This window comes from Bacillus sp. IS1, from assembly GCF_032461585.1.
In the GTDB taxonomy this organism is placed as follows: Bacteria; Bacillota; Bacilli; order Bacillales; family Bacillaceae; genus Bacillus; species Bacillus velezensis.
In genome coordinates this window covers 1,539,831-1,565,830 of record NZ_JAWCWR010000001.1, presented here as the reverse complement: position 1 = coordinate 1,565,830, position 26,000 = coordinate 1,539,831, and the positions used below count along the sequence as shown (strand labels likewise).

The following is a 26,000-nucleotide window of genomic DNA, read 5'->3' as shown; positions in this document are numbered from 1 at the left end:
ATTGACACGAAATTGTCACATTTGATATGATATGAACTGCTGGCAGTGGCCTAAGGACGATTTTTTATGGAATGTGTGCATGATCTGTACATATTCTATACCGCATATTTTCATTCTGCTTGATATTGTTGTATGGGTATGCATACAAGTTAGGCAGCATTCAAACCCTCGTTTTTTCAGACGGGTTAGTTGAATGCTGCCTTTTTTGTTAGGCGTCTTTGGAAACTGCGGGCTGAATTGTTAAATGGAGGGGTTATTATGGCTTTTCGTAAACCGGACGAAATAGCGGAGCTTGCGGTCGAATCAGGGGTAAAAAAGGTGCATTCACCGCTTTCAGCACTGATTGTATTAGGATTTTTGGGAGGAGCGTTTATCGCACTCGGTTATTTGCTTGATATCCGTGTCATCGGCGACCTACCGAAAGAATGGGGAAGCCTGTCGAGTTTAATCGGGGCGTCCGTGTTTCCCATCGGATTGGTGCTCGTCGTTCTTGCCGGCGCGGAGCTGATTACGGGAAATATGATGTCGGTATCCATGGCGCTGTTTTCCAGAAGAATATCCGCCGGTGCATTAGTGAAAAATTGGGTGATCGTGACGTTGATGAATCTTGTCGGCGCACTGTTTGTCGCTTACTTTTTCGGACATGTTGTCGGATTAACCGAAACAGGACCTTACTTGGAAAAAACGATTGCGGTCGCACAAGGCAAATTGGATATGCCGTTTGGAAAAGTCATTGTTTCGGCGATCGGCTGTAACTGGCTTGTCTGTTTGGCCGTCTGGCTTTCTTTCGGCGCAGAAGACGGAGCCGGAAAAATCGCGGGTATATGGTTTCCGATTATGGCGTTTGTCGCAATTGGTTTTCAGCACGTTGTAGCCAATATGTTTATCATCCCGGCTGCGATATTTGCAGGTTCTTTTTCGTGGGGTGATCTGATTGGCAATCTCATTCCGGCCTTTATCGGGAATGTCATCGGCGGGGCAGTGTTTGTCGGCCTTATTTATTTTATTGCATATTCAAAAAAAGATCAGAAAAAGCAAGGGATGAAAAGAGTTTCCTGAGGTAAGAAAGATGCCGGAAAACACGGACAATTGAAGCGGAATGCCAGCACATTTTCCGTCCAAATCTTGAAAAAAATGTTTACAAAATGGAAGCTGATGGATATACTTACAAAGTAAGAAAAAAGCAAAGGGAGGTTGAATCACATGACGACGTTAAACGGCAATCAAAATCTACAATTGAACCGATTCAGCCTGTGGAAGAGTTCGTGTCCTTCCTTAACCTCTGCCCGTCAAGCACGTTAATTTCGGAGTATCAGGACATTCGCAGCTCCCCGCAGGGAAAGAAGCACCGTCTTCTTTTGTCTGCGGATTTAGTCTGCCCGCAGCGCATATGAACTTTGCTGCGGGTTATTTTCGCTTGTGCGGATATTGAAAGGGGGTGAGCGATAATGACCATTAATCTTTTCTTTTTAACACTGACCATTTCAAAGCGTTTTAAAAGTGCGGAAGAGTATGAACGAGAACAGCAGGTCGAAGAGTTTTATAATGAAGCGAAAGAACGCCAGCTGAAACATTTTTATATGAACTAACGGACACGAAGGGCCAAAACGGAGGAGAAGGAGGAGATCATCATGTTCAGAATTGAACTGCTGAATCATTACACAATGGAGAAGGACCAGGTTTAGCGAGGATGCTGCTGTCACGTCGCAGACGGCCTGCATACCATGGTAAAGAAAGAAAAATTGGTTAGCGGGTGATAGCATGCAGGGCGGTCAGAACAGAATTCCATCCATCGGGCACGGGTATGCGTCAATGCCCCATTCATTTAAACACGGCTACGGCAACCCGTACCGCCGGCAGAGAATGGCGGCGCTTTCCCGGCAGACAAGATATATAGCACCGTATTATTGGTACTAGAGCAGGCGGAAAACCTACGTTTTCCGTCTTTTTTTTATGAAAACAAATATAAATTTCAAATAAATCGAAACGTTCATGAAGAGAAGTGCGTCTAGTTAGTACCTCATACTAATACGAGGTAATATTATTTCTGAATAATAAATCACAGGAATGGAAAAGCGGGTGTTATACAATGTTGCAACATACATCTTCAGCATTAAAACGAATGCGCGCGAAATACTTTGCTGCATCAGAACCGGCAGAGTCAGTCATTCAGCAAATCTTGATGGACATACAGGAATACGACCGCATTTTGGAAATCGGGACCGGAAACGGCTCAATGTTTAAACAAATCATCGGACAGCTTGAAAAGGGCAGTCTTAAAAGCATAGAAACATCGAAATGTAAAATACGGAAAACACAGCGCGCAAACCGTTCGGTTATAAAAGCCGGGCTCGGAAACATTCAGCAGGGGAGGCCGGAAAGCATACCGTTCCGCGACCGCAGTTTTCATAAAGTCTTCTCGTTACATACTGCTGAAACAGTCAGCGATTACCGGACAGCATGTAAAGAAGTGTATCGCGTTCTTCAAATTGACGGGTGTTTCTATATGGTTTTGAAACCTTCGCGGATGAGTGAAAAGGATGTGATTGAGGTGCTCTATGATCAGCATTTCAGAGACATTTCAGTTGTCAGCAGAGATTCATTCCATTTTATTACTGCCATTAAATAGAATATTTCTTGGGAAATAAAAAGAGCTGCTTAAGTCACTGCAGCTCTTTTTGTGAAATTGGGCATATTTCCTTATTTTTGGTTATTTCACATATATTTTATATTAAAAAAAGTTTTTTTCTTATACAATGGTAATCAGATGACCGTACATTTTAAATATTTTGAACAAACGGAATGAATATTCATTCCGCATTTAGAAAGGGGGATGAAATGACAGCTTCAAACAAGGTTGAACTCATTATGAAAGCGTCGCTTACTTTGTTTACAGATAGAGGATTTGACGCCACGACGATTCCGATGATTGCCGCTCAGGCCGATGTCGGAACCGGCACAATTTACCGTTACTTTGACAGTAAAGAGACACTTGTGAACGTACTGTATCAGGAAAGTGCGCAGCGTTTTATGAAAAAAGTCAAAACGGACTTTCAGGATATATCTGTAAGAGAAGGGTTTCATCACCTGTTTTATTGTCTGATTGATTTTACGAAGGAAAGTGAGTATGCATTGTTTTTTCTTGAAACGAATAAGGACGCCTACTTTCTGAATGAAACGAGCCGTAAGCTTCTTGATGAAATAACACAGATGCTTGACGTCTTTTTTCAGCGCGGCAAGTCTGAAGGCGTGCTCCGCAATCTGCCGTCCAATGTGCTGATGGCGCTGCTGCTCGGGGCATATCTCAAACTCTATCAGCTTGTCCGGACGGGAAGCGTCGAAATAACAAAACCGTTTCTGAAAGAATTGGAACAATGTTCTTGGGATGCCATCAGAACTCATTAATTATACGCCGAAGGAAGGAAGATCGATATGAAACAGCTAAGCGCTATACCGCAGCCGAAAACATACGGGCCTCTGAAAAATCTCCCTCACTTGGAAAAAGAAAAACTGTCACAATCTCTTTGGAAAATTGCCGAAGAATACGGCCCGATCTTTCGTTTTGAATTTCCGAGCTCTGTCGGGGTCTTCGTATCAGGCCGCGAGCTCGCGGCAGAAGTCTGTGATGAAAAGCGATTTGACAAAAATCTCAGCAAAGCCCTGCTGAAAGTCCGTGAGTTTGGCGGTGACGGACTATTTACGAGCTGGACTCACGAAAAGAACTGGCAGAAAGCGCATCGGATTTTATTGCCGAGCTTCAGCCAGAAGGCGATGAAAGGCTATCATTCAATGATGCTGGATATTGCCATGCAGCTCGTGCAGAAGTGGAGCAGATTAAATCCGAATGAAGAAATTGACGTTGCCGAAGATATGACGCGCCTGACGCTGGATACAATCGGCCTGTGCGGATTTCATTACCGCTTTAACAGCTTTTATCGCGACACACAGCATCCTTTTATCACAAGTATGCTTCGTGCGCTGCAGGAGGCAATGCGCCAATCGCAGAGACACAGCCTGCAGGACAAGCTGATGATCAAAACGAGACATCAGTTCCAGCAGGATATTGAAGAGATGAATACGCTTGTAGACCGGATCATCGCTGAGCGGAGGGAAAATCCGGATGAGAATCTGTCTGACCTTTTAGCATTGATGCTTGAAGCGAAAGACCCTGTAACGGGGGAAAGGCTGGATGATGAAAATATCCGTTATCAAATCATTACCTTTTTGATCGCTGGGCATGAAACCACAAGCGGGCTGCTTTCTTTTGCGATATACTGCCTGCTGAAAAATAAAGATAAATTGAAAAAAGCCGTTCAGGAAGCCGAGCGGGTGCTGACGGGAGAGACACCTGAATATAAGCAGATTCAGCAGCTGACATATATCCGCATGGTGCTAAACGAGACTTTGCGGCTGTATCCGACTGCCCCGGCATTTTCTCTGTACGCGAAGGAAGATACGGTTCTCGGCGGGAAGTATCCGATTGAGAAGGGACAGCCGGTGACGATTCTGACTCCGCAGCTGCACCGGGATAAAAGTGCGTGGGGAGAAGATGCCGAGTCATTCCGCCCGGAAAGGTTCAGCGATCCCGCGGCCATTCCGGCTGATGCGTATAAGCCGTTCGGAAACGGACAGCGCGCATGCATCGGGATGCAGTTTGCCCTGCAGGAAGCGACAATGGTGCTCGGCCTTGTCCTGAAACACTTTGAACTGATTGATCATACTGATTATGAGCTTACGATTAAAGAAGCTCTAACCATTAAACCCGGTGATTTTAAAATCCGTGTGAAAAACAAGGACGTGTCCAATCATCAGCCCGTACAAAACCATAAAGCTGAAGGAAGCGGTCACAAAGAAGAAACGAAAGAAATCCCGTCCCACGGAACACCGCTTCTCATTCTTTACGGATCAAATTTAGGAACTGCGGAAGGAATCGCGGAAGAGCTGGCTGATATCGGAAGAAGCAAAGGATTTTCAACTGAAACCGGACCGCTCGATGATTATGCCGGGAAACTGCCTGTAAAAGGCGCGGTCGTTATTGTTACGGCTTCTTATAACGGGGCGCCGCCTGATAATGCGGCGGGTTTTGTGAAATGGATGGAAAGCCTTGAAGATCAGGAATTAAAGGGTGTTTCTTACGCCGTCTTCGGCTGCGGAGACCGCAACTGGGCCGCCACTTACCAGAGGATCCCCCGCCTGATAGACAAAGTGCTTGAAGAAAAAGGGGCAAAACGGCTGACCTCTATCGGGGAGGGCGACAATGCCGATGATTTTGAGTACAGTCAGGAAGCCTGGGAAGACTCATTCTGGAAGGACATCATGAAGGCTTTTCATATAGAGGCCGCTCCAAAACAGACAAACAAATCACAGTTATCAATCGAATACGTGAGTGAAGCAGCCGAGACGCCGATTGCCAAAACGTACAAAGCATTTGAGGCGGAGGTCATCACGAACAAAGAGCTTCATACCGAAAGCAGCAAGCGCTCAGTCCGGCATATTGAGCTGCGTCTCCCCGAAACAGAAACGTATCAGGAAGGAGATCATCTCGGGGTGCTTCCGCAAAACAGCGGGGAACTGATCAGCCGTGTCATTCGCCGATTCGGTCTTGATCCGAACCAGCACTTTAAGATCAAGGGCCGGCAGCTGCCTCATCTGCCGATGGACCGGCCGGTTAATGCGCCGGAGCTTTTGGCGTCCTATGTAGAGCTGCAGGATCCGGCAACGAGAGCCCAGCTTCGCGAACTTGCCGCACATACCGTGTGCCCGCCGCACCAAAAAGAATTGGAGCATCTTTATTCTGATGATGCGGCATATAAAGAAAACGTGCTGAAAAAACGAATGACCATGCTGGACCTGCTGGAAGATTATCCTGCATGTGAACTGCCGTTTGAGCGCTTTTTAGAACTTCTGCCATCCTTAAAGGCGCGCTATTATTCAATCTCAAGCTCACCGAAGGCAGCCAGCGGGGAGCTCAGTATCACGGTCGGCGTTGTGACGGCTCCGGCATGGAGCGGCCGTGGGGAATACCGGGGCGTGGCTTCGAACTATTTAGCCGGATTACAGAATGGCGATCCTGCCGTCTGTTTCATCCGCTCGCCGCAGTCGGGTTTCGCATTGCCTGAAAATCCGAAAACGCCTCTCATTATGGTCGGAGCAGGCACAGGAATTGCGCCGTTCAGGGGATTTATCCAGGCGCGGGCTGCCGAAAAAATGTCCGGAAACAGCCTGGGCGAAGCTCATTTATATTTCGGCTGCCGGCATCCGGAAGAAGACGATCTGTACAAAGATGAATTCGACCATGCGGAGAAAAACGGCCTTGTCACCGTGCATCGGGCGTATTCCAGGTTAGATCAGGACTGTAAAGTTTACGTACAGGATGTTCTGCTTCGCGAGGCTGAACAAATTATTGCTCTCCTTGACCAAGGCGGCCATCTCTATATATGCGGTGACGGAAGCAAAATGGCTCCGGCCGTCGAAAATGTACTGCTTCAGGCGTATGAAAAGGTGCATAACACTGATTCAAAAGTTTCCTTGAATTGGCTTGAACAGCTGCAGGCGGAAGGAAGATATGCGAAAGATGTTTGGGCAGGTATGTAACAGAAGAGTGAGACAACTGAAGAATGTTTTTTAATTGAAGAAAGCCGGCACGATATTTGAAATCTACTGAATCAAAAGGAATAGTTATAGGGAGTATCGTGCCGGCCTTAACTTTAGTATCGGACAAAAGACACAAATCTTTAATGTTTTTATTGATTTACATGCAGGCGGCTATGTCCCTTTTTTCTGAATTCCGCCAGAAATAAAACCGGATAAGACACTAATAGCAAAACCGAAATAAATGAAATGATACCGATCCAATGAAAATGCGTCCAAAAGAAACCGCCGCAAGACCCTGCCACGCTTGAACCGATATAGTATGCAAGCAGATATAATGAAGAGGCTTGCGCGCGATGATCACCGGCTGCGCGGCCGACCCAGGCGCTTGCGATCGAATGCGCGCCGAAAAAGCCGAAGGTAAAAACGGCAATCCCCGCGATTTTAAGCGCAAGCTGGGGCAAAAGTGTCACCGCTGCGCCGGCAAGCATAACAAAAATCGCAACCTTAATCATTTTTGCGCTTCCGAAAAGATCTGCTTTTTTCCCCATATAGACAGAGCTGAACGTTCCCGCGAGATAGACAATAAAAATAAAACCGATCACAGTCTGCGACAAATGATAAGGAGCCGCCATTAAATGAAAGCCGATATAATTATATAATGTCACAAAACTCCCCATTAATATAAATCCCAGAGATATTAACAAAAGCAGCCGTTTGCGGTGCAGGACCGCTCCGTATTCCTTACATGCCGCTTTTACGCCCTCATGCCGCTGAGATGAATGGCGCGGAGCCGGAAGAAAACGCCAAAACAAATAGCTTAATACAATAGAAAGAATGCCGATGATGGCAAGCGCCGGCCGCCAGCCGAATACATCGGTCAGAAGCCCCGTTAACAGCCTGCCGCTCATTCCCCCGATGCTTGTGCCGCTGATATACAAGCCCATCATTTTCCCGAGGCCCTTCGGATCAAACTCCTCGCCTACATATGTCATAGCGACAGCCGGAACGCCTGCCAGGAAAATACCGAGCAGCGCCCTCATCGCCAAAAGCGCCGGAAAAGCCGGACTGAACGCTGTTAATAGACCTAAAACAGATGTAGCTGTTAACGACAGCACCATTAATTTTTTTCTGCCGAATCCGTCAGACAACGAAGCGGCGGCCAATAATGAAAATGCCAAAACGGCTGTTGAGATGGATAAAGTTAAGCTGGCAGCCGCAGCGGAAATATGAAACTCTTCCGAAAACAAAGGCATAAGCGGCTGTGTCGTGTAAAGCGTGGCGAAGGTCACAAAGCCGCTGATAAACAGAGCCAAGCTGGCCTTTCTGTAAGCCTTTGTATGAGGCTGAATAAACGTCATGAATGTCCCTCTTTTCTCACTGTTGGTTATATATGTATCGTACGCTTTTCATTTCAATGTGTCTAATTTATAATAACTATAGAATTAATGCGTGTAGGTTATGAAGAAAGGGGAGAAGGAGAAAATGGAGCTTCATCAAATTGACAACTTCATTGCGGCGGCAACTCATCAGCATTTCACAAATGCGGCAAAAGAAAGAATGATTTCTCAGCCGGCATTAAGCCGATCGATTATCAGGCTCGAAGAAGAATTAGGCGCGCCGTTATTTTACAGAGAGACAAAAGCCGTCCGGCTGACAAGGCACGGGGAGCAGTTCTTAATAAAAGCAAAACAAGCGAGACGAGCTTTAAATGAAGGCGTTGAACAAGTGAAAAAGAATATGAGCCTGGAGCACGGCGAAATATCTGTATCATTTCTTCATACACTCGGGCTGCGCTTAATGCCTCAGCTGATTGCCGAATTTAAAAAGCTATACCCAAACGTGACCTTCCGGCTTTATCAAGGCGCAAATGAAACGCTTCGCAAAATGGTGGAAACGGGAGAGGCGGATATCTGTCTTAGCTCCCCGCCGCTTCCCAGCGAGCTTTTACAATGGACAGTGCTGGAGAAAGAGCCTCTTTATGCGGTGCTTCCTGAGAACCACCCGCTTGCAGGAAATAAAAGCATTCAAATGAAAGAGATGCAGGACGAGGATTTTGTCGGATTTAAACCGGGATACGGACTGAGGTATATGTTTGATCTGATGTGCCGGGATTTGAATATACACCCGCATCTCGCATTTGAAGGAGAGGAAGTGTCAACCATATTAGGGCTGACCGCCGCGGGTCTGGGGGCTGCAGTGCTGCCGAAAACCGCGGAGCATTCATACTTTCCGGTCGTTTTTCTTCCGGTTGCAGATTACCAATGCGAACGCACCATAGCGTTAGCCCAGCTGAAAAACCATGCTCTCTCTCCCGCTGCTGAGCGTTTTAAACAGTTTGCACTTGAGTATTACAAAGCACGCAACTGAGCGGTCATTTTATTAAAATCGAAGTTGAAAATAAAGCAGACAGAAATACAGAAAACGGAGGAAAACCATGGCGAAAAAAACAGTGAAAACAAATGCTGTCCGTATCATTGAGCAGCAAAACATTCCCTATGAGCTATTAGGTTACAAAACAGAAGGGGGACAGCCCGCAGACGGTCTTTCCGTTTCACAAAAAATAGGATACGCTGCCGAATATGTTTATAAAACCTTAGTAGCATCTGCAGGAACAGATCGTTATTACGTCTTTGTCATTCCCGTTGCAAAAGAACTGAATCTGAAAAAGGCTGCGAAGGCGGCAGGTGAGAAGAAAATAGAAATGATTGCCATGAAGGACCTTTTAGGAGTGACCGGCTATATGCGCGGCGGCTGCTCTCCGATCGGCATGAAAAAAAGGTTTCCGACTTTTATTGATAGATCCGCTGAAACACTGGAGTTTATGATCGTCAGTGCGGGGAAAATCGGAATGCAGCTGAAAGCAGCGCCTCAAGATTTAGCCGAAGCAAGCGGGGCGGTATTTACAGACATTGTATAAATGTCCGATGAATCTAATGGAATACACGTGTCAAGGGAGAATGATAATGAAAAAAAGATATGAAAACTTGAATGGCGTGAAGAATGAACATGGATTCAGGGACATGTTGAAATGGATGAAAGAACGAAGAGAGAAAAGTAAAGACTTAAGCGAGAACATTCCGAAAGCGGTCACTAGGGATGTCCGTTATGTTGCCGTCAATCGGACGGAAACCGCCATAACATGGATCGGCCATTCTTCATTTCTGATCCAAATACAGGGGCTTAACATAATGACCGACCCTGTATGGGCGCGGCGGATGGGTTTTCAAAAACGGCTGACAGAGCCGGGATATGAATTGAGCGAACTGCCTGACATTGATGCCGTGCTCATTTCACACGGGCATTATGACCATCTTGATTTTCCGAGCATAAAAAAACTGAGAGGAAACCCGGATTTTTACGTGCCTGCGGGACTGAAAAAGCTGTTCATCAAAAAAGGCCGCAAAAAGGTCCATGAAATGAATTGGTGGGATCGTTTTGAGATGCGGGGGGTGAATATATCATTTGTTCCGGCCCAGCACTGGACACGGAGAACGCTTTGGGATACCGATACCTCTCATTGGGGAGGCTGGGTCATAGAAAGCGAAAACGGCGAGTCCATCTATTTTGCAGGAGATACAGGCTATTTTGAAGGCTTTAAAGAAATCGGAGAGAGGTTTCGTATTAAGGCGGCTCTGATGCCGATCGGAGCATACGAACCGGAATGGTTTATGCAAGTGTCACATATCAATCCGGAAGACGCCGTGAAAGCGTTTTTGGAGCTGAAGGCTGACAGCTTCATTCCGATGCATTACGGGGCATTCCGGCTTGCTGATGATACAGGCCCGGAAGCATTAAGCAGACTGCACGGCGAGTGGGACCGGCTTGCATTACCTCCTGAAAACCTGAAAGCATTAGCGCTTGGCGAAACATTTTGGCTGTAACAGCAGGTTTTCGCTGCCGACACCAATCGTTTAAAAACGGTTGGTGTTTTATTGTCAATGTGAATAGCTCTGTATAAAACATGATTTTTCCGGAACCTGCGGTAAAAAACAAAACTTTTTACTCTTTTGTTTCACTATAAAATGAAAACGGTTTCGTATGCGCAGTATATTTAACCTATCACAATTGCTTCAGCAGAAATGGACAGGAAGGATAGAAAAACAGATGAAATACATGAATTCAAGGCAGAAAAAGATTTTGTATCTGTTGTTATCTGAACCTGATGACTACTTAGTTGTGCAAGATTTCGCAGACAGGGTCCGCTGTTCTGAAAAAACGATCAGGAATGATTTGAAAACGATTGAAGATTTCCTGAATGAACATGCTCAAGCTCAGCTGATCCGCAAACCGGGATTAGGCGTCTATTTACATATATCTGAACAGGAAAGGTCACGGTTAAGCCGGCAAATTTATAATGAGCACTTTACATGCAGGCACAAGACCGATGAAGAAAGAATACTTCACATCGCTTATGATTTATTAATGAATTCAAAGCCCGTTTCCGCAAAAGAAATTGCCGCACAGCATTTTGTAAACAGAGCTTCGATTAAAAAGGATGTAAGTGCGGTTGAAGAGTGGCTGAAGCGATTTGATCTCACGCTGGTTTCTAAACAGCGGCTCGGCTTAAAGATTGAAGGGGACGAAAAAAACAAAAGAAAAGCATTGGCGCGAATTTCAGATTTGATTGATAATACGGAGTTTACAAGCCAATTTATAAAAAGTAAGTTTTTAAGTCATGAAGCGGACTTTGTGAGAAAAGAAATCAAGTTATTACAAAAAAACCATTCTATCTATTTTACGGATGAAACATTTGAAAGTTTGCTGCTGCATACATTGCTGACGATCCGCCGTATCAAAATGAAACAGCCGGTCGCCATTTCTGCAAGACAGCTGGACGCGGTAAAAAAGAAGAAAGAATATGAATGGACACTGGCTTGTTTAAAACGGCTTGAGCCGGTATTTGCCATCCGGTTTCCTGAGGAAGAAGCCGTCTATTTAACTTTACATATTATAGGCGGGAAAGTCCGCTATCCATCGCAGCAAGAAAAGAAGCTTGATCTTGAAGATTCTGAGCTTTCCAAAGTCGTCAGGCATTTGATCAACTGTGTTTCAGAACTGCAAACGCTGGATTTTCATAAAGACCAGGAACTGATCAACGGATTGAACATTCATCTCGATCCGGTGTTGAAGCGGCTGAGCTATGATCTCTCTGTTTCAAACCCCATGCTTCACGACATCAAAAAAATGTACCCTTATTTGTTTCATCTTATCATTGACGTTTTAGAAGACATCAATCAAACATTTGATCTCTGTATTCCTGAAGAAGAGGCGGCATATTTGACGCTGCATTTTCAGGCAGCGATCGAACGGCTGCGCCGAAGCAGTCATAACCCTAAAAGGACGATCATCGTCTGCCATATGGGCATTGGCATGTCGCAATTGCTGCGGACTAAAATTGAACGCAAATTTCATCACATTACGGTAAAAGACTGTATCGCAAAAGCGGAGCTGACAGAGTATATCAAAAAGCATAAAGATATAGATTTCGTCATTTCTACGATAGGGCTTGGAAATGTAACGATCCCTCATATTGTCGTATCACCGCTTTTGGAGTCTGCTGATGAAAAGAAGCTCAGCGCATTTATGCAACAGCTTGATACATCACATCGCCGGGAGCAAAAAACGTTTAAAATGCTGAACGACACGACTCCGTTTCTCGTTTTTTTACAGCAAGAGACAGAGCACCGTTATCAGGTCATTGAAAAGCTGGCGCAGGCTTTGTATGAAAAAGGCTATGTAGAAAAAGAGTATGGCATTCATGCAGTAATGAGAGAAAAAATGTCGGCGACAAATATCGGGGCGGGTATTGCCATCCCTCATGCGAACTCTAAATATATCAAACAATCAGCCATTGCAATCGCCACCTTAAAAGAGCCGATTGAATGGGGGACAGAAAAGGTGTCGCTCGTTTTTATGCTTGCCGTCAAACACGAAGATCAAAACAAGGTAAAGCAATTATTCAGTGAGCTTTCCTATCTTAGCGAGCAGCCGGCATTTATTCAAAAACTGACGGAAGAAAAAAATGTGATGACGTTTTTATCTTATTTAAACTATTAAAAGCAGGGAATGGCTCCCTGCTTTTTTTCTGTTTATAGGGAAAAATGCCGTTATTTCCGGAACTTATGGTAAAAAAACGCGCTTATCACAGGCTGATTTCAGTATAAAGTTGAGACAAGTTCTTGAAATTCAGACTGCAAAGGAGGATTTATATGAAACTGTTAGCGATTACATCATGTCCGAACGGCATTGCCCATACGTATATGGCTGCTGAAAATTTACAAAAAGCAGCCGGCAGATTAGGCGTTGAGATCAAAGTGGAAACCCAGGGCGGAATCGGGGTGGAAAATAGGCTGACCGAAGAGGAAATCCGGGAAGCGGACGCAATCATTATCGCGGCGGACCGTTCGGTGAACAAAGACCGATTCGCGGGAAAAAAGCTGCTGGCTGTCGGGGTTCAGGAAGGCATCCGCAAACCGGAAGAATTAATTCAAAAAGCGCTTAGCGGTGAAGTGCCGGTCTATCAATCTGCTTCAAAAGCTGAATCCGCAAGTCAGCAGGGCAAAAAACAAAACCCGATTTACCGTCATTTAATGAACGGCGTTTCTTTTATGGTTCCTTTCATTGTCGTCGGCGGATTATTGATAGCGGTTGCATTGACGCTTGGAGGAGAAAAAACACCAAAGGGGTTAGTCATTCCGGACGAGTCTTTTTGGAAAACGATTGAACAGATCGGCAGTGCTTCTTTTTCATTCATGATCCCGATTTTAGCCGGGTACATCGCGTTCAGCATCGCTGATAAGCCGGGTCTTGTCCCCGGAATGATCGGCGGATATATTGCGGCATCCGGCAGCTTTTACGACAGTGCAAGCGGCGCAGGATTTCTTGGAGGAATCATTGCGGGATTTTTGGCGGGATATGCGGCGCTTGCAATCAAAAAATGTAAAGTTCCTAAAGCAATACAGCCGATTATGCCGATCATTATTATTCCGGTGTTTGCCTCACTGATCGTCGGTTTGGCGTTTGTATTTCTGATCGGCGCCCCCGTCGCTCATATTTTCGCATCATTAACGGTTTGGCTTGCGGGAATGAAAGGTTCGAGCTCAATTCTCCTGGCATTGATTTTAGGAGCGATGATCTCCTTTGATATGGGAGGACCCGTAAACAAGGTGGCCTTTCTTTTCGGATCGGCAATGATCGGAGAAGGAAATTATGAAATTATGGGCCCGATTGCCGTTTCCATTTGTATACCGCCGATAGGGCTTGGGATTGCGACGTTTTTAGGAAAAAGAAAATTCGCCGCCGCAGAAAGAGAAATGGGAAAAGCATCATTTACGATGGGCCTTTTCGGTATCACGGAAGGAGCCATTCCATTTGCGGCCCAAGACCCCCTTCGAGTGATCCCGAGTATTATGTCGGGTTCTATGACCGGCTCGGTGATAGCGATGATCGGCCATGTGGGGGACAGAGTGGCACACGGCGGCCCCATCGTTGCTGTACTTGGAGCAGTAGATCATGTATTGATGTTTTTTATCGCTGTAACAGCAGGCTCTCTTGTCACCGCTCTGTTGGTTAATGTACTGAAGAAAGATATGGCGAAATCCCCCGCGTCCGGCGAGGTGCTGCCGTCTGCCGCACCAAATGAAGCTGCAGCGGCAAAAGAAACTAAGGAACCATCTCAGGCTGACAGCCGAAAAGCCGGGATGACCGAAATCAAAAAACTGACTGACATTATCAGTACGGACTTGATTGAACCGCATTTATCCGGCGAAACGAGGGATGACATTATCGATGAAATGATCGAGAAAATGTCCCGTCAAGGTATGCTGCTGTCTGACAGCGGATTTAAGCAGGCCATTTTGAGCCGGGAACAGCAGGGAACCACGGCGATAGGTATGAATATCGCCATTCCGCACGGAAAGTCTGAAGCCGTCAAAACACCGGGTGTCGCTTTCGGAATAAGACGTTCGGGTGTTGACTGGAACAGCCTTGATGGTTCTGATGCAAAACTGATTTTTATGATTGCCGTACCGAAGGAAAGCGGCGGAAATCAGCATCTGAAAATATTGCAGATGTTATCCCGAAAACTGATGGATGACAGCTATCGGGAAAGGCTGCTCTCCGTTCAGACAAAAGAAGAGGCGTATGAGCTTCTGGAAGAAATCGAATAAAGCGGGGGATGATCATGTCTACTGAACCGATATTTTTCAATCCGGTTTTCAAAGAAAGAATTTGGGGAGGCGCCGCCCTGCGTGATTTTCACTATAATATTCCGTCCGAGCGGACAGGGGAGTGCTGGGCCTTCGCCGCTCATCAAAATGGACAGAGCACAGTTCGAAACGGCATGTATAAAGGATGTACGCTCGGTGAATTGTGGGAGCATCACAGAGATTTATTCGGAAACCTTGAAGGAGACCGTTTTCCTCTTCTTACAAAAATTTTGGATGCGGACCAAGACCTGTCCGTTCAGGTGCATCCGAATGATGACTTTGCCAAAATGCATGAAAACGGGGAACTTGGAAAAACCGAATGCTGGTATATCATTGATTGTGCAAAAGATGCGGAGATCATTTTCGGCCACAACGCAACTACAAAAGAAGAACTGATATCCATGATTAAGCGCGGAGAATGGGACGGGCTCCTGAATAGAGTAAAGGTAAAGCCGGGAGATTTCTTCTTTGTTCCAAGCGGCACTGTTCACGCGATTGGAAAGAGCACACTTATTTTAGAGACGCAGCAAAATTCAGATACGACTTACAGATTGTATGACTACGGAAGAAAAGATGCGGACGGCAGGATGCGCGAGCTCCATTTGGAAAAAGGTATAGACGTGATAGACGTTCCATCTGTCCGTGAACGGCCGACCGTTCACTATAAACAAACAGATGATCTGCTTGCGGCTATTTTAATAGAATGTCCTTATTTTTCAGTCGAAAAGTGGGATGTAAAAGGTGAAGCAAATCTATTCCAGCATCAGCCCTTCCTTCTTGTCAGCGTGATCGAAGGAGACGGAATAATGATTGCAGGCGGGCATGAATATCCCTTTAGAAAAGGAGATCATATTCTCCTGCCTTCCGGTTTGGGAGAATATAAACTGGCCGGCCATGCAAATTGTATTGTGTCTCATCTGTGATCCTCAAAACCCTTCTCTAGCATCAGAGAAGGGTTTCTCATCACTTTTGCAAAAATGCCGAAATTTCCAGCGTATCAGTGGTTCGTTCCTGAATTTATTCTCTCAATTTGTATATCTCCCGAGCCATTGATTCAAGTATGTACATAGCGGGGATTTGGGTGGTGACATTCGCATTTTCAACCCATTCTTCCGTCACGTAATATGAAATATTCACATCGGACATTTTGGCAATGGTTGAATGTTTATGATTTGTAATACTGATGACCCGGCTGCCTTCTTGTTTCAGCTGATTCAGATGAGTCACCGTAGAATCTCCTTCACCTGAAACCGATAATGCGATCGTGATGCTGTTATGACGGAAATGGGAATGGGCCGGAAAGTAAGGATCTTTAATATACATTGAAAGTTTCCCTAAGCACGAAAAATATCTGGCTCCGTATTCGGCGAGAATTCCTGAACTTCCCACTCCGATAAAAATGACGCTTTCTGCATCGGCCGCAAGGGCTGCTGCTTCCTTCAGCTTTTCTTCCATGCCTCCGCTTACTGTTCTTTCAAAAAATTCGGCAACGGAATGATGAGGACTCTTTAAAATCGTTTTTTTATTTGCCTCCGTATACATTTTCAGCTTCACCTTAAACTCCGAAAACCCTTCACAGTTTATTTTTTTGCAGAAACGTAAAATAGAAGCCGTCGATACATGGGTTTCATTTGCCAATTCACGGATTCGCATATAGACGACTTTCTCGCTGTTTTGGGAGATGTAGTTGTATAAAGAAGTTTCAAGCACGTTAAATGAAGCAATCATTTCGTGTGTGAACATGCAGGGGGATTCTCCTTTTTATGAGAATGGTGAATGTACATCTAATCGTAACATATCATTTTTAAAAGAAACATAGTGTTATATTGATGTGACAAATCACTTTTTGTGTCATTCAAAACAAGACGTCAGCCAATGATTTACGGCGCAAAACAACTGCGGATATAATTCGTTCATACGCTTTATGCGTGATCTCTTCTGGGAGCAGCTGATAAAAGGAGGACAATATGAGTATCAAACTGATAGCGGTTGATATGGACGGAACGTTTTTGAATGATGAAATGGCATATAACAAAGAGCGTTTTATGAATCAGTATCGTGAATTAAAAGCGCGGGGAATTAAATTTGCCGTAGCAAGCGGAAACCAATATGCGCAGCTTACATCCTTCTTTCCGGAAATCAAAAGTGAAATCGCTTTCGTTGCCGAGAATGGCGCTTTCGTCGTGAATGCCGGAGAAGAATTATTCGCGGGTAACATGTCTGAAGACACTATAAAAGCAGTAATCCGTGCTTTAGAGCAGTATGAGGTGAAAAACGTCATTGTCTGCGGAAAAAAAAGCGCGTATATTCATGAAAATGCCAGTGAAGATGAATATCTGCATGCCAGTAAGTATTATTATGTGTTAAAAAGGGTGCCGCATTTTGAAAACATCGATGATGACATTTTTAAATTTTCCATCAGCTTTCCCGCCGAACATTGTTCCGTACTTCTGAGCCATTTGAAAAACGCCCTCGGGTCTTTCGTCACGCCTGTATCAAGCGGGCACGGTGACATAGATCTGATCATACCGGGGCTCCATAAAGCAAGCGGGATGAAGCTTCTCCAGAAACAATGGGGGATAAATGATGAAGAATGCGCGTCCTTCGGAGACAGCGGAAATGATCTGGAGATGGTGTCCGCCGTGAAATACGGGGTCGCCATGGATAATGCGCATGAAAGCATTAAACAGGCTGCCGCGCATATCACGCAATCAAACAATGAAGAAGGAGTCTTAAATGCGATTGATTCCATTCTCAAATGTGAAAAACCCTTTGTCTGAAAAAGACGTTTTAACTGCGGAGGTGCTGAACGATGATTAAATTAGTGATTACGGATTTAGACGGCACATTTTTAAATAATCAATGCGATTTTGACAGAACGTTATTTGAAAAAACAAAACGAGTAATGGAGGAACAGCATGTCGCTTTCGCCCTCTGCACCGGGAAGCAGTGTGAAAGGGTGGAAGCCTTATTCGGAGAAGATGCGAAAGATTTTTGGATTTTAGGAGACAGTGCCACACGTATAAAAAAGAACGGCACATTCGTATATGAATCTTTGATCAGCAATGAAGCGGGACTGTCAATTATAGGCGCTTTAGAAAAAATCAGCTGCGGGCATAGCATTATCGCATGCACAAAAAATGGCGCGATCGTAAAAGAAAATCTGTCTGAAAGTGAAATGAAATATGTAAATGCTTCTTATGCACATGTAACGAAAATAACTGATTTTACTGAGATAAAAGACGATTTTATCAAGATTACGGTTCATGATCCCGACGCCAACTGTCCGGAAACGAGAGAAAAGCTGCATGAATTTTTTCACCAATTATATATCGTAGCATCAGAGGATACCTGGATGGACATATCAAATATCGGAATACATAAAGGAACAACAGTACAAGAACTGCAGCGATTATTAGGGGTTTCGGCTGATGAAACAATGGCGTTCGGAGACGGCCGCAATGACAAAGAATTGATGGAAGCGGCATCCTACAGCTTTGCGGTTAAGAATGCCATTGACGAAATAAAAGATGCGGCGCACTTTGTCATCAAATCAAATGAGGAAAGCAGCGTCATGCACACGATTATGAGAATATTAGCGCTGCAAAAACAATGATGGGCTAAAGCCAATGCGGCAGGACCTTACTAGGGAAAGAAAAAGCTAATTCACTCCTGATTTTTCTGAAATATGTTAAAAGTGAATAAATATCTATATTTGACTCGATTTCATTGGTATAATATGTATAAAATGAATGAAACTTTGTAATATCAAGATGAAAAAAATCACTTCATATCAGACAAAAAGCAGGAACTGCCTCGTTTTGAAATTGGGAGGTGTTTGTATTAGCCCGCTGTTGAGTCCCGCGTATATCATTCTTATTTTTCTTCCGGCAGCTTCTTTTCTGTTAGGGATATTAGGGTATTTCATCTTTAAAAAAGTATAGATGATGGTTGTTATTGTCTTCATTTTGTCCTTGATATTCATGTTTATTGTAATAGGTGCCGAACCGACATTTTTCATTTGGGTGGCTATGATGACGAGGAGCTGTTTTGTCTCCGGTTCAATCACTAAGACGATATGGACTTTTGCAAAGCGAAAATATTAGACAGAAGAATCCTGTTTGAACAGCTATCCTTTTTTTGTCGATTGAAGAAAAAGAAGTATAGAGTTATCCGTTATGTTCTTATATTTTGTCTGTTGTTGTCAGATCGGGCTTTCTGTTAAAAATGTCTGTCTATCGTTTTGTTCTTTTTTAACTAAACGGAGCACTATAATTGAACTGTAGATACATAGAAAAACAAAAAAGGATAAGGAGGATTTTTATGTTTCAAACCTTAGACCATTTTTTGAAATCTTGGGAATTCGAAGCCGATGCGACACAAAAACTGCTGAATCATCTGACTGATGAATCACTTAAACAAGAAATCACTTCACAACATTGGACTTTAGGCCGTATTGCATGGCATACTGTCGCGGCCATTCACATCATTACCTCAAACACAGATTTAACGTTCCACGCTCCGGCTGAAGATTATCCTGTTCCTGCATCGGCGCGGTTTATTGCTGAGAGTTATCATCAAGCCAGTAATGCATTTGTACAGGCGTTAAAAACGCAATGGACTGACGATACACTTCAAGAATGTGTCAACTTTATTGGTCAGCAATTGCCGAATGGTTCACTTTTGATGTTTTTAATTCAACATCAAAACCATCATCGAGGACAAATGACTGTCCTTATGAGACAAGCAGGTTTACCTGTTCCGGGTATTTACGGACCGGCAAAAGAGGAATGGACAACATTCGGTTTGGAGGCTCCGAAATAGGATATTGTTAAGGGCTCGAATGAATAGATGATACCAATCGATGTTGGTATCTTTTTTGTTTTAGTCCTAGAGTTATTAAACCGGTATCCATGACATGCAGACGAATCAACAGTTCAAAAGATGTAAGTTAAGGTCAATAAATGCAGAAAGGTGATTATGATGATAACTAAAATGACGCGATTCAATATGAAAGACTTCAATAAACCAAACGAACCTTTCGTTGTTTCAGGGAGAATCATCCCTTCATTTAAGGACAATGTTTGGACATATACAGAGGAGAAATTTGCTGAACCTTATGTCAAAAAATATGACGATGAAGACATTGATGTCAATTATATTGAAGAAGAGGATAAAGCTGTCTTTTTTTATTACGCAGAGAACGACTGTGTCGGCCGGAGTAAGCTTCGTTCTAATTGGAATGGATACGCACTGATTGAAGACATTGCCGTTGCAAAAGATTATAGAAAAAATGGTGTCGGGACGGCTCTATTACATAAAGCGATTGAGTGGGCAAAGGAGAATCATTTATGCGGTCTTATGCTTGAAACACAAGATATTAATGTTTCAGCTTGTCATTTTTATGCCAAAAATAACTTTGTCATAGGAGCGGTCGATACAATGCTTTATTCCAATTTTTCAACAGCAAATGAAATTGCGGTTTTTTGGTACTGTAAATTTTAAATATAACAGTATTTGATGTTTCGTCATTTAGCGGGTGTGGTCGCAAAGTATTCAAAACATCGGCTTGAAGATTTATAATAAGGTATATCAATCAATGCAGGGGGAGTTATGTATGAAGTGCAAAAAAATGAACAGGGTACAATTAAAAGAGGGAAGCGTATCAATGGCCCTATAAACTGCGTCTGCCCTCATTAATGGAGGGAAATTTGTGAATACGCCTTATTCACAGTCAGCTTTACGGCACAATCAAGTGTTCATTTGGCTTTGTGTTTTGTCATTTTTCAGCGTATTAAATGAAATGGTTTTGAACGTCTCATTACCTGATATCGCCAACGATTTTCATAAACTGCCGGCGAGTGCAAACTGGGTGAACACGGCCTTTATGTTAACCTTTTCCATCGGAACTGCTCTGTATGGGAAGTTATCAGATCAGCTGGGCATCAAAAAGCTGCTTCTATGTGGAATTATGGTAAATGGCTTTGGGTCGATCATTGGATTTGTCGGACACTCTTTCTTTCCTGTACTCATTCTGGCCCGATTTATTCAAGGGGCTGGTGCAGCCGCATTCCCGGCTCTTGTGATGGTTGCAGTAGTACGCTATATTCCGAAAGAAAACAGGGGTAAAGCATTTGGTCTGATCGGGTCGCTGGTGGCAATGGGGGAAGGTGCCGGACCAGCTATTGGCGGAATAATCGCTCATTATATTCACTGGTCATATTTGCTGCTTATTCCGACAGCAACAGTTATCACCGTTCCATTCCTGATGAAACTGCTGGAAAAGGAAGAAAGAATCAGCGGGCGCTTTGATATGGCGGGAATTATATTAATGTCTGCAGGCATCGTATTTTTTCTGCTGTTTACAACGTCATATAGACTATCTTTTCTGATCATCAGTATTCTGGCTTTCCTGATATTTGTGAAACATATTAGGAAAACTCAAGATCCCTTTGTTGACCCTGCACTGGGGAAAAATGTCTTGTTTATGATGGGCGCCCTTTGCGGAGGCCTGATATTCGGCACTGCTGCAGGATTTGTGTCTATGGTTCCTTATATGATGAAAGATGTTCACCATTTAAGTACTGCGGCAATTGGAAGCGGGATTATGTTTCCCGGAACGATGAGCGTCATCATCTTCGGTTACATTGGGGGATGGCTTGTTGATCGGAAAGGTTCTTTATATGTGCTGACCATTGGGATTGCATTGATGTCTTCCAGCTTTTTAATCGCTGCCTTTTTTATAGATGCGACACCATGGCTCATGACCGTTATCATCGTTTTTGTTTTTGGGGGGCTCTCCTTCACAAAAACGGTTATATCTACAATGGTATCTGGCAGTTTAAAACAAAAGGAAGCCGGCGCCGGAATGAGTCTGCTTAATTTTACGAGCTTTTTATCAGAGGGAACGGGTATTTCGATTGCAGGCGGTTTATTATCGATCCGCTTGCTGGATCAAAGGCTGCTGCCCGTTAACGCTGATCATTCCGCTTATTTGTACAGTAATATGCTCATTCTTTTTGCAGGAATCGTTGTTATGAGCTGGCTGGTAACCATGAATGTCTATAAACGTTCGCAAAGAAATGACTAAAAAGGGAAAAGGATCAAACTTGATAAAAGTTTTGATCCTTTTTTTGAGGAGCTTCCTTATTCCGAAACCTTTTGTCGATCAATGAAAGGGGAGTTAAAGTGAATTACATTTATAAGAAAAAGGAAAAGAAAAATGGAAATTGTATCATTTCAATCAGAGATAAATGGGAGAATGCACTTATTGAGTTTGAACAAAAAAATAATCAAATTGAGATTATGATCAATTATCGTAACGAGAAAACAACCAAGTTTTCACTGCCAATCGAGACTTTTGAGAAAGTGTATGAGGAAATTAAAATAGGCCGGAGAGAAAGTTAATCACTGTTTGAAAATGACCCATGATGAAAGATTAGATTGTTAATAAATGATAAATAATATGGAATCATTAAAAATGGATTTTTGGCGGCTCTGATAGATATGGCATCAGTAGGCATTGCCTGCACCGATTATTAAGGGATTAGCGGAATGCAAAGAAGCCGGAATTTTAGACCGGCTTTAAAATGCGTAAATGAGCGGAAGGTGTCCCGCAAGTAATCATTGTAAAAGAATAACTATGTCCTATACGAACTGTAAAATCTCCCGTTCTTGTTTATACATCCAAGTATGGGTGAGAAATTTCATGACTTCTTAAAATCGTAATTTGTCTTGAGAATTAGTAGCGGATTTCTTTAATTGACGCATCCAAATAAAGTGTCGGATCAAATAAAAAGCAGTTATAAGGGCAATCATTAATAAAACCCATATTGATGAGAAAGAAAGGATAATCAAAAAGCTGATAATAAGCATTAATGATAAACTCTTTGAAAACTTACCAGGTAGCAGTTTATATGCAGACAAAATACCGCAAATCGCATTACTAATAAAGAAAGCATTTGCTATGCCGACAATTTGTTCAACATTAATGAAGTTTATAAATAAAAGAATAAAAACGATTGCATGAATTAATGTTAATAAGCCTATGGCTCCAATTGGTATGTTTGTTTTGGAGCGGAAAGAAATCAAGGTTGTTTTTTTATTCTCTGAGGCTATTAAACGTGATACTCCGCCAGTAACCAATAAATATGTGCTCATACATAATATTGTTGTGATGAAAGCCATTGTCGGTGAAGCAAACGTTCCAAGCAATGGAATTAAAATAATCGTTAATGTGTGTGTGTGATGTAAATCAATCCATTGATAAGAAGCAGCTACAACGATACAAACCGTTGTGATGACCACTGAGCTTATTACTATTGCTTGGGGAATCGTTCTTTTTCTGTTTTTGACATCCAAACTATAATTCCCTATAATTTCCCAACCTACTAGAGCCCAAAAAAGTAATAGAATACTATAACCAAAATCATCAAGATGAAATGGTGTTTTAATAAAAGCTTTATCCCTCATAAAGTGAATTGAACTAATTCCGCCACTTAACAATATTGCTGTGGCAAATGTGGAGAACATAAATGACACTTTTCCTACAGAAGAGATATTCAATAATAGAACGAATAAACAAATCATCATCAGAATGATTCCATATGTCTCTAGCGGCCAACCATTACTTTTGAACAAAGCCTTTAGATATTGACTGGCTGTCATGAGAACGGCAACTGGCCCCACACTGCCCGCAATAATAAAAAATACAGAAGTTAATTGTTTTATATGTTGCCCAAATGCAAGTTCGACTGTATGCGCAACACCAGATTCATTCGGAAATAAAACACTCAATTTTCCAAACAATGAAGCAAATAGAAAACTAATGATCATCATCATAAACCATGCTAATATGGCATAATCTCCAGTCTTACCATAAATGATTGGTGGAAGCAATATAATTCCCGATCCTAAAATAGGACCAACAATTAATCCGCTTAAAAGTACGGGGCCGAGTTTTCTTTCTCTCACTTTCCATTCCATCCTTTCCTAAACGTGTTTTATGATCATATTCTAATTGTAATTTGTTTCCTTTCATCGGTAAAATAGATATATATGAACTGTTCCATCGGAATTAGTGATGTTCAAAGGGGGGGAGACATGATGGAAATACGGCACTTAAAAACATTTATAACAATTGTGGAAAAGGGAGGATTTACAAAGGCAGCTGAATATTTGGGTTATGCCCAATCGACCATAACTTCACATATTAAAGATATTGAGCAAGAAATAGGAAAACCGTTATTTAATCGTTTTGGGAAGAAAATGCTGTTAACTGAAGCGGGGGAACTTTTGTTTCCTTATGCAAACGAAATGATCAGGATATCTGAAAAAGTAAAACAAATACAATCAAACGATGAACCGATGGGGACTCTCGTTATTGGTGCTCCGGAATCTTTAACGGTTTACCGTTTACCTCCAATTATTCACGAATTCAAAAAGCTCTTTCCTAAAGTGAAAATAATATTAAGATCATCGACATGCTGGGAATTAAAAAATGATCTCCGAAATGGGAAGGTGGATTTAGCGTTTCTTTTGGAGCACGAACAAGAGGAAACTGATTTATATATAGAAAAATTGATAACTGAACCAATGATATTGATATTCCCTGAACATCATCAATTGAAAAATATTCCATTTGATGAATTTTATTTTTCACCTGATGAAGTGATTTTATATACAGAACATGGGTGCAGCTACCGTACTTACTTTGAAGAGTATATGAAACACCAAGGACCGGTTTCGGAGAATACCTTTGAATTCTGGAGTGTAGAGGCAATTAAGCAGTGTGTGATGTGCGGATTAGGAATTTCGTTATTACCGTTGATCACTGTACAAAAAGAGTTGAAAGAAAACAAATTAAGTGGATTGATTTTGAATGAAACACGTATTTTAACGCAGATGGCTTATCATAAAAAAAGATGGCTTTCCTTAGCGATGGCTGAATTTATAAATATCGTAAAAAAACATGCGGAATTATGGAAAAGAACTCAGACTTTATAGTCGATGTTCATTAAAGTCTTCGAGTCGGTGCAAAAAGAGGAGGGGATGAGACCCCTCCCTTAAAACCTTCAATTCCTCTAATTTCATTGTAAGATATATTACTTTTTTGAAATGGGGATCCAAATTTCACTTTTAAAAGATGGCGATGTTACATCTTTATGCTCGTTCCACAGGATTTCTGGGCCTTCAATTTGTTCATAATGTGACGATGGAAACCATTCGGAATAAATCCGCCCCCATACTTCTTGCAGTGCATCCGGAAATGATCCGGCTGCTTCGAATACAGCCCATGTTGAGGCAGGGACTTCAAGCTGTGATAGGTGATTTGGGCAATGTTTCGTTGTGGCTGCGCCAATATAGTGATCAAGCTCTCCGTTTTCCTCTGTCCGGCCTTCAGAAAAGTTCGTGGATGCACTAATAAGTCCTACAGGCGCTACATTAGAAAGCTCTTTTAGTTGATTGATTGCTGCTTCATCTAAACTTTCCCACATCGATGCAATGTCAGGATTCACGCCTTTAAACAAAATAGGGACTCTTTTTTTAATGCCGACGATGCGAAATGCCTCTTTTTCTTCAATGCGATAGTTCATTTCATTTCCTCCTTTGATTGATAACTGGAAGGTCATTCGCGGATAAGCTTTAAGTGAATGGCCATTATGTCTAGCTTCTGATGGTCTTATGCCATGCAGATTTTGAAATGCTCGTGCAAAAGAATCTGGTGAGTGATAACCGTATTTTATTGCAAGATCAATCACCTTTACGCGGCTGTCTTTAAGTTCAAAAGCTGCAAGAGTAAGACGTCTGCGGCGAATATATTCCGATAATGAAATACCTGTAAGGAAGGAAAACATCCTTTTAAAATGATATTCAGAGCAGAAAGCAAGCCTTGCTGCTTCTTTGAAATCAATATCGTTCGTGAGGTTTTCTTCAATATACGTTAATGCGCTGTTCATCCTTTTAAGCGAATCCATTTATTTGACCTCCTTTAACAAAAGAATAACAGGAGCGAAATGTATCTACCCGACATTTCGTGCACAGTTTTGCAGGATAACTTATATGTAATAAATTAAGTGATTCACCTGTATTTGTACAGATAAAGAAAACCACCTAATAACTGCTTGGGTTGCGTAAGATGAAAGAAAGTTATCATTGTTTTATATTGAAAAGAAAATAAAAAAAGCCGGAATGTCAGAT

At 42.8% G+C, this 26,000-nt stretch carries 24 protein-coding genes; 20 read left to right on the top strand and 4 right to left on the bottom strand.

The annotated features are described in order from the left end of the window. Window positions 1-258 precede the first annotated feature (258 nt). From RUW00_RS07555 to RUW00_RS07530, 6 genes are all read left to right on the top strand, one after another. Window positions 259-1,059, top strand: coding sequence for a formate/nitrite transporter family protein (locus RUW00_RS07555; RefSeq protein ID WP_007408225.1), 801 nt, complete (start codon window positions 259-261; stop codon window positions 1,057-1,059). 389 nt (window positions 1,060-1,448) lie between these two features. After that, window positions 1,449-1,589: a YrzI family small protein gene (locus tag RUW00_RS07550; protein WP_003152787.1), complete on the top strand. Its 141-nt coding sequence runs from the start codon at window positions 1,449-1,451 to the stop codon at window positions 1,587-1,589. Window positions 1,590-1,761: 172 nt separating this feature from the next. Further along, the gene (locus RUW00_RS07545; protein WP_007408227.1) at window positions 1,762-1,917 is read left to right on the top strand and encodes a hypothetical protein; all 156 of its coding nucleotides are present in this window, start codon (window positions 1,762-1,764) and stop codon (window positions 1,915-1,917) included. Window positions 1,918-2,089: 172 nt separating this feature from the next. Then, on the top strand, window positions 2,090-2,629 hold the full coding sequence (locus RUW00_RS07540; protein WP_280145341.1) for a class I SAM-dependent methyltransferase: 540 nt from the start codon (window positions 2,090-2,092) through the stop codon (window positions 2,627-2,629). Window positions 2,630-2,838: 209 nt separating this feature from the next. Then, window positions 2,839-3,405 carry a TetR/AcrR family transcriptional regulator gene (locus tag RUW00_RS07535; protein WP_021494366.1) on the top strand — a complete coding sequence of 189 codons (567 nt, stop codon included), beginning with the start codon at window positions 2,839-2,841 and terminating at the stop codon, window positions 3,403-3,405. Window positions 3,406-3,432: 27 nt separating this feature from the next. After that, the gene (locus RUW00_RS07530) at window positions 3,433-6,594 is read left to right on the top strand and encodes a bifunctional cytochrome P450/NADPH--P450 reductase (protein WP_315956564.1); all 3,162 of its coding nucleotides are present in this window, start codon (window positions 3,433-3,435) and stop codon (window positions 6,592-6,594) included. A gap of 149 nt (window positions 6,595-6,743) precedes the next feature. Here the strand turns inward: RUW00_RS07530 and RUW00_RS07525 are convergent, their stop codons facing one another. Further along, window positions 6,744-7,952 carry an MFS transporter gene (locus tag RUW00_RS07525; protein ID WP_315956563.1) on the bottom strand — a complete coding sequence of 403 codons (1,209 nt, stop codon included), beginning with the start codon at window positions 7,950-7,952 and terminating at the stop codon, window positions 6,744-6,746. Window positions 7,953-8,076: 124 nt separating this feature from the next. Here RUW00_RS07525 and RUW00_RS07520 point away from each other — a divergent pair, with 124 nt between their 5' ends. From RUW00_RS07520 to manA, 6 genes are all read left to right on the top strand, one after another. After that, entirely contained in the window at window positions 8,077-8,961 is an 885-nt protein-coding gene (locus RUW00_RS07520) for a LysR family transcriptional regulator (protein WP_095272480.1), read from the top strand. Window positions 8,962-9,028: 67 nt separating this feature from the next. Further along, window positions 9,029-9,511, top strand: a complete 483-nt coding sequence (gene ybaK / locus RUW00_RS07515) for a Cys-tRNA(Pro) deacylase (protein WP_063636726.1) — start codon at window positions 9,029-9,031, stop codon at window positions 9,509-9,511. Between the two features lie 46 nt (window positions 9,512-9,557). After that, entirely contained in the window at window positions 9,558-10,475 is a 918-nt protein-coding gene (locus RUW00_RS07510; RefSeq protein ID WP_280145339.1) for an MBL fold metallo-hydrolase, read from the top strand. Window positions 10,476-10,698: 223 nt separating this feature from the next. Continuing rightward, on the top strand, window positions 10,699-12,651 hold the full coding sequence (manR, locus tag RUW00_RS07505; protein ID WP_315956562.1) for a mannose transport/utilization transcriptional regulator ManR: 1,953 nt from the start codon (window positions 10,699-10,701) through the stop codon (window positions 12,649-12,651). Window positions 12,652-12,803: 152 nt separating this feature from the next. Beyond that, the gene (locus RUW00_RS07500) at window positions 12,804-14,762 is read left to right on the top strand and encodes a fructose-specific PTS transporter subunit EIIC (protein ID WP_280145338.1); all 1,959 of its coding nucleotides are present in this window, start codon (window positions 12,804-12,806) and stop codon (window positions 14,760-14,762) included. A 14-nt stretch (window positions 14,763-14,776) separates the two neighbouring features. Next, a complete protein-coding gene (gene manA, locus RUW00_RS07495) occupies window positions 14,777-15,724 on the top strand; it encodes a mannose-6-phosphate isomerase, class I (protein WP_280145337.1) in 948 nt (315 codons plus the stop codon). 94 nt (window positions 15,725-15,818) lie between these two features. Here the strand turns inward: manA and RUW00_RS07490 are convergent, their stop codons facing one another. Further along, a complete protein-coding gene (locus RUW00_RS07490) occupies window positions 15,819-16,544 on the bottom strand; it encodes a MurR/RpiR family transcriptional regulator (RefSeq protein ID WP_280145336.1) in 726 nt (241 codons plus the stop codon). Window positions 16,545-16,768: 224 nt separating this feature from the next. Here RUW00_RS07490 and RUW00_RS07485 point away from each other — a divergent pair, with 224 nt between their 5' ends. The 7 genes from RUW00_RS07485 (at window position 16,769) to RUW00_RS07455 (ending at window position 22,208) form a co-directional block, all read left to right on the top strand. Continuing rightward, window positions 16,769-17,581 (top strand): Cof-type HAD-IIB family hydrolase, encoded by an 813-nt coding sequence (locus RUW00_RS07485; RefSeq protein ID WP_280145335.1) that lies wholly within the window; start codon window positions 16,769-16,771, stop codon window positions 17,579-17,581. A gap of 32 nt (window positions 17,582-17,613) precedes the next feature. Continuing rightward, window positions 17,614-18,417, top strand: coding sequence for an HAD-IIB family hydrolase (locus RUW00_RS07480; protein ID WP_280145334.1), 804 nt, complete (start codon window positions 17,614-17,616; stop codon window positions 18,415-18,417). Window positions 18,418-19,124: 707 nt separating this feature from the next. After that, the gene (locus RUW00_RS07470; RefSeq protein ID WP_003152812.1) at window positions 19,125-19,625 is read left to right on the top strand and encodes a DinB family protein; all 501 of its coding nucleotides are present in this window, start codon (window positions 19,125-19,127) and stop codon (window positions 19,623-19,625) included. A gap of 159 nt (window positions 19,626-19,784) precedes the next feature. Continuing rightward, window positions 19,785-20,306, top strand: a complete 522-nt coding sequence (gene satA / locus RUW00_RS07465; protein WP_174747246.1) for a streptothricin N-acetyltransferase SatA — start codon at window positions 19,785-19,787, stop codon at window positions 20,304-20,306. Window positions 20,307-20,418: 112 nt separating this feature from the next. After that, the gene (locus tag RUW00_RS22980) at window positions 20,419-20,481 is read left to right on the top strand and encodes a tetracycline resistance efflux system leader peptide (RefSeq protein ID WP_134816631.1); all 63 of its coding nucleotides are present in this window, start codon (window positions 20,419-20,421) and stop codon (window positions 20,479-20,481) included. Window positions 20,482-20,514: 33 nt separating this feature from the next. Continuing rightward, window positions 20,515-21,891, top strand: coding sequence for a Tet(L)/Tet(K)/Tet(45) family tetracycline efflux MFS transporter (gene tet / locus RUW00_RS07460; protein WP_280145333.1), 1,377 nt, complete (start codon window positions 20,515-20,517; stop codon window positions 21,889-21,891). 98 nt (window positions 21,892-21,989) lie between these two features. Next, window positions 21,990-22,208: a hypothetical protein gene (locus RUW00_RS07455; RefSeq protein ID WP_280145332.1), complete on the top strand. Its 219-nt coding sequence runs from the start codon at window positions 21,990-21,992 to the stop codon at window positions 22,206-22,208. Window positions 22,209-22,517: 309 nt separating this feature from the next. Here the strand turns inward: RUW00_RS07455 and RUW00_RS07450 are convergent, their stop codons facing one another. Next, entirely contained in the window at window positions 22,518-23,774 is a 1,257-nt protein-coding gene (locus RUW00_RS07450) for an APC family permease (protein ID WP_280145331.1), read from the bottom strand. Between the two features lie 132 nt (window positions 23,775-23,906). Here RUW00_RS07450 and RUW00_RS07445 point away from each other — a divergent pair, with 132 nt between their 5' ends. Beyond that, window positions 23,907-24,806, top strand: coding sequence for a LysR family transcriptional regulator (locus RUW00_RS07445; protein WP_280145447.1), 900 nt, complete (start codon window positions 23,907-23,909; stop codon window positions 24,804-24,806). 98 nt (window positions 24,807-24,904) lie between these two features. On the opposite strand, the gene RUW00_RS07440 is transcribed toward RUW00_RS07445, so the two are convergent. Then, window positions 24,905-25,777 (bottom strand): AraC family transcriptional regulator, encoded by an 873-nt coding sequence (locus tag RUW00_RS07440; protein WP_014418433.1) that lies wholly within the window; start codon window positions 25,775-25,777, stop codon window positions 24,905-24,907. Between the last annotated feature and the right edge of the window lie 223 nt (window positions 25,778-26,000).